This window comes from Bacteroides celer, assembly GCF_002632415.2.
Classification (GTDB): Bacteria; Bacteroidota; Bacteroidia; order Bacteroidales; family Bacteroidaceae; genus Bacteroides.
The window spans coordinates 5,907,441-5,922,669 of record NZ_CP178209.1 but is presented as its reverse complement, the minus strand read 5'-3'; the positions used below and the strand labels follow the sequence as shown (position 1 = coordinate 5,922,669).

16 protein-coding genes, 1 tRNA gene and 1 pseudogene are annotated in these 15,229 nt (G+C 42.8%); 12 read left to right on the top strand and 6 right to left on the bottom strand.

Annotated elements, in window-relative coordinates; all coding sequences use genetic code 11:
• Positions 1–403: 403 nt before the first annotated feature.
• The 11 genes from CJF29_RS23530 to CJF29_RS23480 all read left to right on the top strand — a co-directional run bounded on the left by CJF29_RS23530 (position 404) and on the right by CJF29_RS23480 (position 9,386).
• Positions 404–991: a TIGR00730 family Rossman fold protein gene (locus CJF29_RS23530; protein WP_074559771.1), complete on the top strand. Its 588-nt coding sequence runs from the start codon at positions 404–406 to the stop codon at positions 989–991.
• Entirely contained in the window at positions 988–1,821 is an 834-nt protein-coding gene (locus CJF29_RS23525; protein ID WP_176553183.1) for a DUF4271 domain-containing protein, read from the top strand. Before CJF29_RS23530 ends, CJF29_RS23525 begins: the two co-directional genes overlap by 4 nt.
• A 4-nt stretch (positions 1,822–1,825) precedes the next feature.
• Positions 1,826–2,572, top strand: a complete 747-nt coding sequence (locus CJF29_RS23520; RefSeq protein WP_074559743.1) for a uroporphyrinogen-III synthase — start codon at positions 1,826–1,828, stop codon at positions 2,570–2,572.
• Between the two features lie 65 nt (positions 2,573–2,637).
• Positions 2,638–2,967: a ribonuclease P protein component gene (locus CJF29_RS23515; RefSeq protein ID WP_229128635.1), complete on the top strand. Its 330-nt coding sequence runs from the start codon at positions 2,638–2,640 to the stop codon at positions 2,965–2,967.
• Positions 2,964–3,239, top strand: a complete 276-nt coding sequence (gene yidD / locus CJF29_RS23510; RefSeq protein ID WP_004298909.1) for a membrane protein insertion efficiency factor YidD — start codon at positions 2,964–2,966, stop codon at positions 3,237–3,239. Before CJF29_RS23515 ends, yidD begins: the two co-directional genes overlap by 4 nt.
• Before the next feature lie 24 nt (positions 3,240–3,263).
• Entirely contained in the window at positions 3,264–3,956 is a 693-nt protein-coding gene (locus CJF29_RS23505) for a TatD family hydrolase (protein WP_074559741.1), read from the top strand.
• A gap of 86 nt (positions 3,957–4,042) precedes the next feature.
• Positions 4,043–5,335, top strand: a complete 1,293-nt coding sequence (tyrS, locus tag CJF29_RS23500; RefSeq protein WP_074559739.1) for a tyrosine--tRNA ligase — start codon at positions 4,043–4,045, stop codon at positions 5,333–5,335.
• A 107-nt stretch (positions 5,336–5,442) separates the two neighbouring features.
• Positions 5,443–5,513, top strand: a tRNA-Gln gene (locus CJF29_RS23495).
• Between the two features lie 796 nt (positions 5,514–6,309).
• Positions 6,310–7,152 carry a 5-dehydro-4-deoxy-D-glucuronate isomerase gene (kduI, locus tag CJF29_RS23490; RefSeq protein WP_074559737.1) on the top strand — a complete coding sequence of 281 codons (843 nt, stop codon included), beginning with the start codon at positions 6,310–6,312 and terminating at the stop codon, positions 7,150–7,152.
• A gap of 40 nt (positions 7,153–7,192) precedes the next feature.
• A complete protein-coding gene (locus CJF29_RS23485) occupies positions 7,193–7,996 on the top strand; it encodes a gluconate 5-dehydrogenase (protein WP_099147396.1) in 804 nt (267 codons plus the stop codon).
• A 148-nt stretch (positions 7,997–8,144) separates the two neighbouring features.
• Positions 8,145–9,386, top strand: coding sequence for a DUF4861 domain-containing protein (locus tag CJF29_RS23480; RefSeq protein ID WP_074559733.1), 1,242 nt, complete (start codon positions 8,145–8,147; stop codon positions 9,384–9,386).
• Between the two features lie 218 nt (positions 9,387–9,604).
• On the opposite strand, the gene CJF29_RS23475 is transcribed toward CJF29_RS23480, so the two are convergent.
• The 5 genes and pseudogenes from CJF29_RS23475 to CJF29_RS23455 all read right to left on the bottom strand — a co-directional run bounded on the left by CJF29_RS23475 (position 9,605) and on the right by CJF29_RS23455 (position 12,425).
• The gene (locus tag CJF29_RS23475; protein ID WP_074559731.1) at positions 9,605–10,075 is read right to left on the bottom strand and encodes a lipocalin family protein; all 471 of its coding nucleotides are present in this window, start codon (positions 10,073–10,075) and stop codon (positions 9,605–9,607) included.
• A 48-nt stretch (positions 10,076–10,123) separates the two neighbouring features.
• Complete coding sequence (locus tag CJF29_RS23470) at positions 10,124–10,843, bottom strand: hypothetical protein (protein ID WP_009001383.1); 720 nt, start codon at positions 10,841–10,843, stop codon at positions 10,124–10,126.
• A 105-nt stretch (positions 10,844–10,948) separates the two neighbouring features.
• A complete protein-coding gene (locus CJF29_RS23465) occupies positions 10,949–11,584 on the bottom strand; it encodes an outer membrane beta-barrel protein (protein WP_004296878.1) in 636 nt (211 codons plus the stop codon).
• Between the two features lie 20 nt (positions 11,585–11,604).
• Positions 11,605–12,095 (bottom strand): annotated as a pseudogene (locus CJF29_RS23460) (hypothetical protein).
• A 99-nt stretch (positions 12,096–12,194) separates the two neighbouring features.
• Positions 12,195–12,425, bottom strand: coding sequence for a hypothetical protein (locus tag CJF29_RS23455; RefSeq protein ID WP_004296881.1), 231 nt, complete (start codon positions 12,423–12,425; stop codon positions 12,195–12,197).
• 384 nt (positions 12,426–12,809) lie between these two features.
• Here CJF29_RS23455 and CJF29_RS23450 point away from each other — a divergent pair, with 384 nt between their 5' ends.
• Positions 12,810–13,883 (top strand): IS110 family transposase, encoded by a 1,074-nt coding sequence (locus CJF29_RS23450; RefSeq protein ID WP_008645115.1) that lies wholly within the window; start codon positions 12,810–12,812, stop codon positions 13,881–13,883.
• Positions 13,884–14,518: 635 nt separating this feature from the next.
• Here CJF29_RS23450 and CJF29_RS23445 read toward each other — a convergent pair.
• The gene (locus tag CJF29_RS23445; protein ID WP_004296883.1) at positions 14,519–15,133 is read right to left on the bottom strand and encodes a polysaccharide deacetylase family protein; all 615 of its coding nucleotides are present in this window, start codon (positions 15,131–15,133) and stop codon (positions 14,519–14,521) included.
• Positions 15,134–15,229: the final 96 nt, after the last annotated feature.

Below are 15,229 nucleotides of genomic sequence, written 5' to 3'. Positions count from 1 at the left end.
TGACGATTTAGATGACCGAAAGGGGAAAGAATCGGTTAACTTTTATTCGTGGGCTTAATAAGCCTTGTGAAAGGCCCATTAAGGTATATTGAAACGTAAAATTAAAATCACTTTTTAATTGTGTGCTGGATTACTACTGGTAGGGTATTTGAACGATTTTATGGTTCAGATAATGAAGTTTATTCAGCAACAATGTGATACACCTGTTAGTAGATGAGAAATCTGTGATAGATGTATTCTCTGTGAGAAAAGCTCTTGGACTTCTTATTTTTAGAAGTCCAAGATTTTTTTTATGAAGATAGATAAATGTGGAGATAAAAATGATCTCTGATTAAGTTGAATATGAATAACGGAATTTTTTCGTAATTTTGCCTCCTTGATATAATAATGGATAGTGATGAAGATGAATCAGATAAATTCCGTATGCGTATATAGCGCTTCCAGTACCAAGATAGATGCTGTTTACTTTCAAGCAGCCGAGACTCTCGGCCGTCTGCTTGCCGAACACCGTATCCGTTTGATAAACGGAGCCGGGAGTATTGGTCTGATGTGTTCTGTGGCAGATGCTGTGTTGAAAAACGGCGGTGAAGTGACCGGAGTGATTCCCCGCTTCATGGTGGAACAAAACTGGCATCATACTGGACTGACAGAGCTGATCGAGGTAGAATCCATGCATGAACGCAAACAGAAGATGGCCAATTTGAGTGATGGTATCATCGCTTTGCCGGGTGGATGCGGTACCCTTGAAGAATTGCTGGAAATTATCACTTGGAAACAGTTGGGGTTGTATCTCAATCCGATTATAATCCTCAATACAAACGGATTTTTCGATCCATTGCTCGAAATGCTTGAAAAGGCAATCGATGAGAACTTTATGCGACGCCAACACGGTGATATATGGAAAGTGGCACAGACGCCGGAAGAAGCGGTTCAGCTCCTTTATGAGACTCCTGTATGGGATATTTCCATTCGTAAATTTGCAGCGATATGATAGGCGACACACTAAGTTCCCAGAACGCGGATACCTTGTCTCTTCTCCAGCAGAAACAGATTAGTCCGGCAAAGGCAGACATTGATAGCCTGCAGTTGGCCGATCTTCATGCTGTACAAGAGGTTGATTCCGGCTTTGAAGGAACCCCTATCTCCTACTCTCCTCGTACGGACGATGCTATTGCACTGACATTACTGGCTTGCTTCTTTCTTTCCTCCATTGCCTTGGCACGCGGAAAGAAATTTCTCTCCCAACAGGTGAAAGACTTTGTGTTGCATCGCGAACGGACGAGCATTTTTGATAGCTCTACGGCGGCCGATGTGCGTTATCTCCTTGTGCTTGTATTGCAGATCTGTGTCTTGTCGGGCATCACATTTTTTAATTATTTTCATGATACATCTCCCGCTCTGATGGATCATGTATCCTCCCTCCTTTTGCTGGGTATTTACGTTGGTTTTTGCCTCGCTTATTTCTTACTGAAATGGTTGCTTTATATGTTTCTGGGGTGGACTTTTTTTGATAAAAATAAGACAAATATATGGCTGGAATCGTATTCTGCGCTCATATATTATGTCGGATTTGCCCTTTTTCCGTTCGTTCTTTTCTTGGTTTATTTTGATTTGAGTCTAACGAATTTGGTTATAATCGGGTCTATTATTTTAATTTTCACTAAAATATTGATGTTTTATAAGTGGATAAAGCTTTTTTTTCATCAATTTAGCGGGCTTTTCCTATTAATTTTGTACTTTTGCGCTCTTGAAATAGTACCTTGTCTTTTACTGTATCAGGGTATGATTCAAATGAACAATATTCTGCTAATAAAATTTTAGGACGTTGAAAATTAAAAAAGTACTAGTGTCGCAGCCTAAGCCTGCGTCAGAGAAATCTCCCTATTACGACATAGCTGAGAAGTATGGCGTTAAAATAGATTTCCGACCCTTCATTAAGGTTGAAAGTCTTTCGGCGAAAGAATTTCGGCAACAGAAAATTTCGATTCTCGACCACACTGCCGTAATATTCACTTCGCGCCATGCTATTGACCATTTTTTCACTTTGTGTACTGAATTGCGTGTGACAATTCCCGAGACAATGAAGTATTTCTGTGTGACGGAAGCTGTTGCATTGTATATTCAGAAATATGTGCAATATCGTAAGCGTAAGATCTTCTTTGGGGCTACCGGAAAGATTGAAGACCTGATTCCTTCCATCGTGAAGCATAAAACGGAGAAGTATCTCGTTCCGATGTCAGACGTACATAATGACGATGTGAAAAACCTGCTCGACAAGAACGGCATTCAGCATACGGAAGCTGTGATGTATCGCACGGTGAGCAACGACTTTACACCGGACGAGGAGTTTGATTACGATATGTTAGTGTTCTTCAGCCCTGCCGGAGTGACTTCTTTGAAGAAAAACTTCCCGGATTTTAATCAGAAAGAGATTAAGATCGGAACGTTCGGATCTACTACCGCACAGGCTGTACGTGACGCAGGTCTCCGTCTGGATCTTGAGGCTCCTACGGTGCAGGCTCCGTCAATGACTGCCGCACTTGACATGTTTATCAAGGAAAACAATAAATAAACAGAGTGGGTATATATACTTTGTGTAAAGCCGAAAGGCTGAATAGTAAAATTTTGATCGGAAAGATGTTTGAAGGCGGTGCTTCTAAATCGTTTTCCATCTTTCCGATACGCGTTGTATATATGCCTGTCGAGCAGGGAGAGGCTCCTGCTTCTATATTAATCAGTGTATCGAAACGCCGTTTTAAACGGGCGGTGAAACGTAACCGGGTGAAACGCCAGATACGTGAAGCCTACCGGAAGAACAAGTCTCTTCTGGTGGACGAACTGCAACGCCGGGAGCAACGGTTAGCCGTTGCCTTTATCTATCTGTCGGACGAGCTTGTTGCTACTGCCGAGCTGGAAGAGAAAATGAAAATAGCGCTTGCACGCATCTCTGAAAAACTATTCTCATGAAACCTCATAACTCCCGGATATCTACCGCATGGGTATTCGTTACGGGAATTTTGAGAAAGGTATTTTCCTTCTTCCTGCTTGTTCCCATCTATTTTTACCGGATTTGTATTTCACCCCTTACTCCTCCCTCTTGTCGGTTCACGCCTACTTGCTCAGCGTATGCGCTCGAAGCAATTAAGAAACACGGTCCTATAAAGGGGCTTTATCTTGCTGTGCGGCGTATTCTGCGATGCCATCCCTGGGGTGGTTCCGGTTATGATCCCGTGCCTTGAAACAACTGAAATGAGAAATAGGAAATGAAAAAGAATGTGACTGATATTTTAGATATCCATACTCATAAACAGGAAGTTGATTCTCTAGGGAAATCTATCATCAATTATCCGTTATTGGCGGACTCTCCATCGTATATGCCTCTGGCAGAGAATGTGGAAGTGACTGTGGGTAGAGGATCTTATTATTCTATCGGTATTCATCCTTGGGAGGTGAGAGAGAGTAATGTCAGTCAGCAATTGAGCTTTCTTCAACAGCAGTTGCAGGGAAAACAGTTTGTAGCTGTAGGAGAGGCGGGGCTGGATAAATTGGCGGAAGCTTCGATGGAGCTTCAGTTAGCGGTGTTTAAGGAACAGGTAAAGTTGTCGGAAAAGCTCGGTTTGCCGTTGATTATCCACTGCGTGAAAGCAATGGAAGAACTGCTGGCCGTGAAAAAAGAATCTCGTCCCCAACAACCTTGGATATGGCATGGCTTTCGTGGAAAACCGGAGCAGGCAGTACAGTTGTTGAAGAAAGGGTTTTATCTTTCTTTTGGAGAATATTATCCCGATGAAACGATGCAGATAGTCCCCGATGAACGCCTGTTTTTGGAAACGGATGACAGTTTGCTTGATATTGAAGATATCCTGTGTCGGGCAGCCAGGGTGCGTGGGGTAGAAGTGGAAGCGTTGCGTGAGGTGATTCGCCGGAATATCCAAAATGTCTTTTTTAAGGCGTAAGAGTTGTATCTTCCGAGAAAGAGTCGTACTTTTGTCGCACATGGAATTGAAATACAATAAAAACCAAATAATTAAAGAGTAATACGATGAATTTTGTAGAAGAATTGAGATGGCGTGGCATGTTGCAGGACATCATGCCGGGAACAGAAGAGTTGTTAAGCAAAGAGCAGGTGACTGCCTACTTGGGTATCGACCCGACTGCCGATTCGCTACACATTGGTCACCTTTGTGGAGTGATGATCCTTCGTCATTTCCAACGCTGCGGTCATAAGCCGTTGGCACTGATCGGCGGCGCTACAGGTATGATTGGTGACCCTTCCGGTAAATCGGCAGAACGTAACCTGCTGGACGAAGAGACATTGCGTCACAATCAGGCATGTATCAAGAATCAGCTTGCCAAATTCCTCGACTTCGAGTCGGATGTACCTAACCGTGCCGAGCTGGTGAACAATTACGACTGGATGAAAGACTTCACTTTCCTCGATTTTGTTCGCGAAGTAGGTAAGCACATCACTGTAAACTATATGATGGCGAAAGACTCTGTGAAACGTCGTCTGAATGGTGAAGCGCGTGATGGATTGTCATTTACCGAGTTCACTTACCAATTGCTTCAAGGATATGACTTTCTTCATTTGTATGAAACAAAGGGTTGTAAACTCCAAATGGGTGGTTCCGACCAGTGGGGAAACATCACTACCGGTGCCGAATTGATCCGCCGTACCAATGGGGGAGAGGTATTCGCGTTGACTTGCCCGCTGATTACAAAGGCTGATGGTGGTAAGTTTGGTAAAACAGAATCCGGAAATATCTGGCTGGACCCTCGCTATACTTCACCATACAAGTTCTATCAGTTCTGGTTGAATGTAAGCGACTCCGATGCCGAACGTTATATTAAAATCTTCACTTCTATCGAGAAAGAAGAAATTGAATCATTGATTGCCGAACATCAGGAAGCTCCGCACTTGCGTCTCCTCCAGAAACGTCTGGCTAAGGAAGTGACTGTGATGGTTCATTCTGAAGATGATTATAACGCAGCAGTAGACGCATCGAACATTTTATTCGGTAATGCGACTTCGGAAGCTCTGCGCAAACTGGATGAAGATACGCTGCTTGCTGTATTCGAAGGAGTGCCTCAATTTGAGATTTCCCGTGATGCATTGGCAGAAGGAGTGAAGGCTGTTGATCTATTCGTTGATAATGCGGCCGTATTTGCGTCGAAAGGTGAAATGCGTAAGTTGGTTCAGGGCGGTGGCGTTTCGTTGAATAAGGAGAAGCTGGCAGTCTTTGATCAGGTAATTACGACTGCTGACCTGCTCGATGAGAAATATCTGCTTGTTCAGCGTGGTAAAAAGAACTATTATCTGCTGATTGCAAAGTAATAATGCACGATTCACTCGATAGAATATAAAAAAGTGAACGAAATATTTGGAGGTTTGCTTGCAAACCTCTATCTTTGCACCGCTTTTTAACAGAAAGCACATAAGTTTGGACTATGGTGTAATGGTAGCACAACAGGTTTTGGTTCTGTTTGTCCAAGTTCGAATCTTGGTAGTCCAACGAAGAAAAGCCCTGAAAGAGAATATCTTTCGGGGCTTTTTCTTTTTTTTGTGGATGCAAAGTCACTTCTTGAGTCATTAGAACGTTCACATACGGAACAACAACACGATGATTTCTATATTTTGGTTGCCGAAGTCGAGAAAAATGCCTTGAAGAAGTATCTCTTTATTAGGATGTAAGAAATTTATTATAGCTTATTTGTACGTAATATTGACTGTTTCGATGTTTGCCTTACTCATATTTGAATAGACTTCTATATTGTTAGCGATAATATATTTACAGTTCTATAATAAATCCGAATATCGTTTTTAATAAATAGTGGGGGAGTTTATTAAGAACGGTATCTGGGTTTATTAAAAACTATTTTCAGGAAATTATTGGAATGTTTGGGATTTATATATACAAAATGGGAGAAAATCAGTGCTGATTTTCTCCCATTCGGTTCTTCCATATATGGAAATATATGTTTTGATAATGTGTTATTATGTCTTGATTTTTATATAACTCATATTGCTTTTTCTTTTTCTGTTCCTCAAAGATACAAAATAAAAAGAGGAAAGTCAATAGCTGATCTTATTTTAATGGAAGCTTTTGGCTGCATTAAGTAGAAATCTCTCCCAAAACGTATTATAGTTCGTTAAAAAAGTGTACATTGCACAGATTCTGGACATTTTTGGTGGATAATTGGAACAAAATTGCAAGGTAAACCCGTTTTCTTTTGCTATTTTTGCATCGTGTACGTAAACGAAGTGCACGTAGAAAGAGAACTTATTCAATAACTATAAATAAATAAGGTATGAAAACGAACTATGAAATTCGCTATGCTGCGCATCCGGAAGATGCAAAAAGTTATGATACAACAAGAATCCGCAGAGATTTCTTAATCGAAAACATATTTGTCCCCAATGAAGTAAATATGGTATATTCCATGTACGACCGTATGGTGGTAGGTGGTGCGCTTCCGGTAGGAGAGGTGCTGACGCTCGAAGCGATTGATCCGCTGAAAGCTCCGTTCTTCCTCACCCGTCGCGAAATGGGTATCTACAATGTCGGCGGTCCCGGTATTGTGAAAGCTGGTGACGCAGAGTTCGAGCTGGACTATAAAGAAGCTCTTTATCTGGGTTCGGGCGATCGCGAAGTGACTTTCGAAAGCAAAGACGCTGCCCATCCTGCTAAATTCTACTTCAACTCACTGACTGCACACCGCAACTATCCCGACCGTAAGGTGACGAAAGCCGATGCCGTGGTAGCTGAAATGGGCTCTTTGGAAGGTTCCAATCACCGCAACATCAATAAGATGTTGGTGAATCAGGTGTTGCCTACCTGCCAGTTGCAGATGGGTATGACGGAACTCGCTCCGGGAAGTGTGTGGAACACAATGCCGGCACACGTACACAGCCGTCGTATGGAAGCCTACTTCTATTTCGAGATCCCCGAAGATCATGCTATCTGCCACTTCATGGGTGAGGTAGGCGAGACGCGTCACGTATGGATGAAAGGCGATCAGGCCGTTCTTTCGCCCGAATGGTCAATCCACTCGGCTGCTGCTACCCACAACTATACCTTTATCTGGGGAATGGGTGGCGAGAACCTCGACTACGGCGATCAGGACTTCTCGTTGATTACGGATTTGAAATAACAACTACAATAATTTTCCTAATTTAATAACAAAAAGAATTATGAATCAGTTTTTGAATTTTTCTTTGGAAGGTAAAGTAGCTCTCGTTACAGGTGCTTCTTATGGTATCGGATTTGCTATTGCTTCTGCATTTGCAGAACAAGGCGCTAAAATTTGTTTTAACGACATCAATCAAGAGTTGGTAGACAAAGGTATGGCTGCTTATGCTGAAAAAGGTATCAAAGCTCACGGTTACGTATGCGACGTGACAGACGAACCGGCTGTTCAGGCGATGGTTGCTACGATTGCGAAAGAAGTAGGTACAATTGATATCCTTGTAAATAACGCAGGTATTATCCGTCGTGTTCCTATGCACGAGATGGATGCTGCTGATTTCCGTCGTGTAATCGACATCGACTTGAATGCTCCGTTCATCGTTGCTAAGGCTGTTTTGCCGGCTATGATGGAAAAACGTGCAGGTAAGATCATCAACATCTGTTCTATGATGTCCGAACTGGGTCGTGAAACTGTATCTGCTTACGCTGCTGCTAAAGGTGGTTTGAAGATGCTGACTCGCAATATCTGTTCTGAATATGGTGAATACAACATCCAGTGTAATGGTATCGGTCCGGGTTACATCGCTACTCCGCAAACTGCTCCTCTTCGTGAGCCGCAGGCAGACGGAAGCCGTCACCCATTCGATTCATTCATCTGCGCTAAGACTCCTGCCGGTCGTTGGTTGAATCCGGAAGAACTGACAGGTCCTGCCGTGTTCCTTGCTTCTGAAGCTTCTAACGCTGTTAACGGTCACATTCTCTACGTAGATGGTGGTATTCTTGCTTATATCGGAAAACAACCGAAATAATATAAGATAGAAGAGATTCCGGTAAGGTGATAGAATGGCAAAGAGCATCCTCTTTTCATCTGTCACCTTATTTTTTATTATTCCCTTTGCAGGATATAATAGCCTCTAATTTACAAAGTATATGTTATTTATTCAATGTAGACTAATTATGAGAAAGATATTAATTCTGTTTGCTGTAGCCTTGATCGGTTTTGCTTCCTGTGCCGACAGCAAGCAGTCAATGACAGTCACAGTGACCAATCCTTTGGCTCTTGAACGGGCAGGGGAGATGGTTGAAGTGCCGATGAGCGATGTGGTCGCTAAATTGAAACTGGCGGATACGGCACAAATTGTGGTGCTTGACGTCGACGGTCAGCAAGTGCCTTATCAGGTGACGTATGATGAGAAGGTGGTCTTCCCCGTTACGGTAGGGGCAAACAGTGCGGTTACTTATACCATTCAACCGGGCACACCTGCACCTTTTGATGTCATTGCTTGCGGTAAATACTACCCCGAACGTCTGGACGACGTTGCCTGGGAGAATGATCTTGGCGGATTCCGTGCTTATGGTCCTGCTTTGCAGGCTCGTGGAGAACGTGGTTTCGGCTACGATCTTTTTACGAAGTATAACACTACGGAGCCGATTTTGGAATCTCTGTATGCTGAAGAGCTCAATCCTGAAAAGCGTGCCAAGATAGCCGAACTGAAAAAGACAGACCCGAAAGCCGCTTCCGAATTGCAGAATGCCATCTCTTACCATATCGACCATGGATACGGTATGGATTGCTATGCCGTAGGACCCACATTGGGTGCCGGCGTTGCCGCTTTGATGGCAGGTGACACTATTATCTATCCTTACTGCTATCGCACACAGGAAATCCTTGATAATGGTCCGCTGCGTTTCACGGTGAAGCTGGAGTTTAATCCGCTGGTGGTCCGTGGAGATTCTAACGTGGTGGAAACACGCGTCATCTCCTTGGATGCAGGTTCTTATCTCAATAAAACAGTTGTTTCATATACCAATTTGAAAGAAGCAATGCCGGTAACTACGGGACTTGTGTTGCGTGAACCGGACGGTGCGGTGGTGGCAGACGCTGCAAATGGCTATATCACTTACGTAGATCCTACAACTGACCGTAGCGGTGCAAACGGTAAGATATTTGTCGGTGCTGCGTTCCCTGCACAGGTAAAAGAGGCGAAAGTGGTTCTTCTTTCCGAAAAGGAAAAGAAAGATCGTGGCGGAGCCGACGGTCATGTGCTGGCTATCAGCGAATATGAGCCGGGTGCTGAATATACTTATTACTGGGGATCTGCCTGGGATAAGGCGGCTATCAAGACTCCGGATGCCTGGAATAAATACATGGCTGAATATGCGCAGAAATTGCGTACTCCGCTGGCGGTGGCATATTAATGCGCTAAATTGCTTATACGATCACAAAAAGAGGATTGTCGGGGTATGTCGAAATACCTTCTTTAATTTCTTTTTAGTCACGGAGTGAGTGATTTGTTATTGAATATCATGCGTCTTTTTCAATAGATTAGGCAAAAGTTTCTTTGATAAAAAGAAACTTTTGCCTAATCTTGTCTTTCTAAAGAAGAAAGAAATTTTTGTGTTACAATGTTTTTGAGCTATCTCTTAAAAGCGTGTTGTTCGTAATATTCGTATGTCGTTCCGTCTTCTTTCTCTTTTTCACGAAGTTCATAGATTAATTCATTATCAGTCATTGTGGTCACTGTCCACACTTCTGTGTAATTATCTTCTTCAGTGTCGATGAGAGTCAGCTTATTGCCGGAGTAACTCCATGTACCATGATAATAATTAGTACTTCCGGAAGAGTTATAAACGTCTTTCTCGACATAAGTACCATCTTCCTTGAACTCTATGGAGTAACGATTGGTTCCATTTACAAAATCTTCTTTAGAGTCACTTACTTTTTCACCATCTTCCCATTCTTGTGAAAGATAGTACACTCCATTCCATGTTCCTAACAGTAAATCGCGTGAACCGACAGTGTCATCGTCGTCATCGCCACAGGAATAAATGCTGAATGACAGTAATACTGCAACTATGCAAACAGTTGCTTTCCAGATTGTTTTCATAATAAATTGTTTTAATTGTTTGATTTTGAGATGATTTGTTTTATGGGTTTATTTGATAATCGTTTCCACATGTCCATTCTTGAAGAACAGGTAGAACGAGCTGGAATACATCCATTGCACTTCTCCATTTGATTCTTGAATAGTCTGCGGTTTGCCGAAAGCCAGCAGACATTCATCTTCCGTCATGCCTTTCACCGGCTTGTTGATGCTGATTTCATTCCAGTGAGTGATTGGTGAAAGTTGCTTCATTACGATGAAGTCGAACATTTTATTTAATACTTGCGATTCCACCTGTACGAAGTCATCCATGATTTCTTTGTGAGATGCTTTCTTGTCCGGTTGCAACTTCTCCATGGGAGTGATTTTCTTCATTATCACTGCTGATGATTCTATCCGTATATTGGAAAGATAGTAGACCAACTTGCCGTCTTTTACTTGAAACAGGGCTTTGCAATAGTAAGTATTCTTCTGATTTGAATCTGCTTGCGAGGCAAGTATCAGATCGCAACTGAAGTTTTTAGCCGGTACGTTTACCTCTGTGATCCCTTCCCGTAGCTGCGGACAGACATTTTTGATGGTCCATAACAGTGCATTAGCGTAGATGTTCTCGTCTTGCATGCTGCTGAAAGGGGTAAATCCGCTGACCACATATTTATTGCCGTCTGCACTGATGGGATAGCTCTTTTTCTGTTCGGTGAAAGTCTGTGCTATCAGCGGGATAACTCCCGTCAGCAGATACATGATTGCCAGAAATTGTCGTTTGGTCATCATATTCCGTTATTTTTAAGAAAACAGCATCCACGGCCCTTTTTGCGAAGAGAAAAGATCGTGGACGCTGAATAAATAATATGGTTTATTGAGGTTTGGTTGTCCTTAGAAGGCAATACCCAGACGAATCATAAAGTTACTGGTCTTGAATCCGTCGGCATCGCTGAATGTATCTATGAATCCGCGTTGATAGGTGAGATCCAGGTTGAAACGGTCGTACCAGACTCCTACACCGATATTCATACCGGCATCGAAATGATTGTAGTCAACTTCCATGTAATCTGCGTAATCTCCCCAACTGATGCTCTCTCCGTCTGCTTTCATTTTGCTCGTGTAATCGTAGCTGGCAAAGACTCCTACATGCGGGTCGATATGAACATTGTCCGCCACTGCAAATTTCCATCCGAATGTGAACGGAGAGTATTGTATATTATGAGCCATGCACTTCGTGTCTTCCACTTTGAAACCACGGGAGCCGAGTCCAAATTCCATTCCCCAGTATCCTCCTGTGCTGCCTAAAGGCTTCTGGTAGCCAAATGTTGCGTTATATCCGATGTTTGAGTCAGCTCCTTCGGCTCCGTCACCGGAGAAGTTCATGATATTCAAACCTGCACGCAAGAACCATTGTGTGCTGCTGGCTTGCTTCTCTGTTTTGACGATTGCACTTCTGGATGATACGATTTGCGCTTGAGTTCCTACGCACAATAAGAGTGCGGCAATCATTGATAGTACTTTTTTCATTGTTATTTATGTTTTAGTGATTAATTCTTATTCTTAACGACAGGTGCTATCTGGCTTTTTCCATCCGTGGGTGATAACTTCTGCAGACGTATCCATTCATAATCGTCCTGGGTGGCAGGATGCCAGTTGACAAAGATGCCGGGATAACCTACTACTGTAACCGTGTATCCCCCTGTTTTTTCATTATCTTCCACTTGAAAGTGGCTCCCATGATGACATCGCAGTTGTATTTGATGGTGGACAGATACGTCCCCCATGCACGGATGTTGTCAAGTTCTCCTTTCATGGCGATCTCCACTTCCTCTTTGCTTAGTGTCCATTCATCCTTGATTCGTCCCTTATCTTCCAGTATTTTCACCTCGACAACTGTGGGTTTGACACAAACTTCAGTAACTGCATCGCCTGCACGTGCCTGTGCATCACGAAACTTGAAGACCGTCTTTTGCGCATGGGCTCCGACGGCACAACTGACAACCAGAGCAATAATCAGAAATAGTTTTTTCGTTTTCATGTCCTTTTGTGATTATATGTTAATATGCCTGCAAAGGTATGCGAAAGGAGTATACTACCGGGTGAAAGCATAGTTCCAAGAACGATACGGAATTGTATCCTATTTGGATACACTGGGGAAGTTTCCGGTATTGATGCTGTCGGAAAGATCGCGGAAAAAATCATGGCCGAGGATGCAGGAGATGCGCCAGAGCAGGTGGATGTCGATATTCTCTTTCCGGAATATCTTGTAAACATTGGGGCGTGTGCAGCATAATTGGGTAGCGAACCAGGTGACGGTGCGTCCCTGTTCGTGAAGCGTGCGTTCAATAAGTTGTCCCGCATGAATCATGTGCCTATTCTGCTTATGTGTGTCCCCCAGACTCCCGTTGGGCGGACAATTCAATCTATTGTTGACAGGAATATATAGAAAAGGCTCTAAGTTTGCAGTTAATAGATAAGAGGTCGGAAATTTATTTTAAAAAAGTCAAGCGAGACGAATAATTACCTCCGCATCTTATCAGGAAAATATCAGTCTTATTATCTTTGTTGTATTAAGATAAAGACTGATAGGCGGGAAGAGGACACCATAAAAGAGAAAGCACTTGAGGCTAGCCCACGTAACGGCCTCTCTCCGCCAAGCTGCAAAGCTCCGATAGAATATCAAGGTTGCGAGCCTATTTAGAGTTTAGAGTTCAAACAGCTTTTACCAGTCTTAGAAAAGTACAGCAAAAATATGAAAAAATTATTTATTGGAATTGATTTTTCAAAGGAGAAACTTGACGCGACGATAATTCTCGCATGTGGAATGAACGAAATAGGCTCCCGTGAGTATGGGTGTTTCCCAAATAACACTACGGGCTACCGCAAGTTATGTAATTGGGTTAAAACAAACGCTTGGAATACAATTGCTGAGGAATGGCTATTCTGTGGAGAAGACACAGGTTCATGTAGTATAGGACTGAGCAAATGGCTTTACGGAAAAGGCTATGACATATGGATTGAGAACGCTTACGCCATAAAACATAGCAGTGGTATCCAGCGTGTGAAAAACGATAAGGCGGACTCAGCAATCATTGCTGAATACGCATGGAGGCAACAGGACAAGGTTGTACCCTTTGAACCATTGAATGAATCCCTTGCGCAACTAAGGGAGATTTTCCTCTATAGGCATAAGCTAGTTGGGCAAAGAGTGGCAATGGAATTACGAAAAGAGGACAAATCACAATCAAACAAGTCAAAAGCAATATCCTTCATCAACCGCAAGAGCAAACACCTTATTGCGGAGATAAACAAAACAATTGCCGAATGCGATAAGGCCATTGATAGCATAATAGAGGCGGATGAGGAACTGAAAGAAAATTATGCTATTATAACCTCAATAAAAGGCGTAGCCAGGCAAAACGCAACCTGTATGTTGGTCTACACAAACAACTTCAAAAAATTCGGATATGACCCAAGAAAGATTGCATGCTATTATGGAGTTGCCCCCTTTGGTAAACAATCCGGAACGAGTGTAAATACACCTGCTCATACAAGCCATTTCGCCAATAAACTTATTAAATCATTATTAGGACAAGCAGCTCATATAGCCAAAATATATAATCCCGAAATTAGAGATTACTATCAAAGACTGATTAGTAAGGGAAAGAAGCCTCAAGTGGCTTTAAATAATGTCAAGAACAAACTCATAAGAATCATAGTGGCATTAGTCAGGAAGAAAGTACCATATGATCAAAATACATACAAATATTATGAAGAACGAGAAGTTATAGAAAGGAAAAAGAACGAGAAGTTAATTTATTGTTAAACGGAATAAGAGATTAGGATATTAGCATAGAATACGTGGGAATCTCTCACCTTCGTCCGTTCCGTGTTCAAGGCCTTCGCAATGCCAACTATCGGGAACGAACAACGCAGAAAGCCCACGCCGATATGTACAACACCCGTAGCCTCCCTTTGTTTTCCAAAGTGAGGCACGGATGTATATAAATACACATCAGGAGGACGTCTTTGTTGCTGTTAGTCATTCCGATAGGTCAAAGTTTGCGAAGTTCTGAACACAAATGACAAACGCTTGTAAACGTCTTCTCAATATAAACGTCTCTCCCTCGCCACCCGGAGGCTTTCTGCGGAAGAGACCGTTGCAAATGTATAAAAAAATACGGTTGGAAATGGTAATGTGAATCAGAAACTTTTTGAATGCAGGTTGTTTTGCCCTCTTTTTGCCCTTTACCAGGCGAAATGCGGTTGCACTGGCATCTTGTAAGAAAGAGGAGGGATCTTTCAATTTTGGGCACGAAACGGGCTTTAAACTACAAAAGCCGGGGCATAATACCTCGGCTTATATTTTTTTTCTTATCAGGGAGCTTTTTTATTCATCAGAAACCTTTTCTTTCTTATCAGGAAGCTCTGCTCTTTTCGAAGTTTCTGTTTTTTCAAAGATTATAACACCTTGAATTCATAACCTTCCTCTTTCAGGAACTCGATGGCACGGGGAAGTGCGTATTGCAGGTTACCGTTATTCCATGACTTCAGCGAATCGTGGAAAGTGATGATAGAACCGTTTCGTGCATAGCGTTTCACGTTGTTCAGCACTTGTTCCGGGCGCATCCGCTTACTGTAATCGCGGGTCACGAGATCCCACATAATGATGCGGTAATGATAGCGCAACGTATAATACTGCCTGAATCCCATGTGTCCGTGTGGTGGACGGAAGAGATCGGAATGAATAATATCATCTACCTTTCTGGCATTTGCCAGGTAATCCGGATTGGAATATTCAAATCCACGGATGTGGTTGAAAGTATGGTTACCGATGCGGTGTCCGTGCTCTACCACCATCCGGTATTCATCCGGGTGTTTGCGTATATTGTCGCCTACCATGAAAAAGGTAGCTTTAATATGATGCTTTTCCAGTATTTCCAGTACCCAGGGAGTTACTTCGGGGATGGGGCCGTCGTCGAAAGTCAGATAGACTGCCCGCTCATTCGGGTCCATCCGGAAGATAGCTTGTGGATACAACGCCCGGAAAAGCCAAGGTGGTTGTTCTATAAACATGAGAGTCTGTGTTTTGAAGTATTAGGAAATAAGTATTAAGTATTATACCTTACGGAAAACATGCCGGAAGCTACGTTAATACTTAATACTTATTAC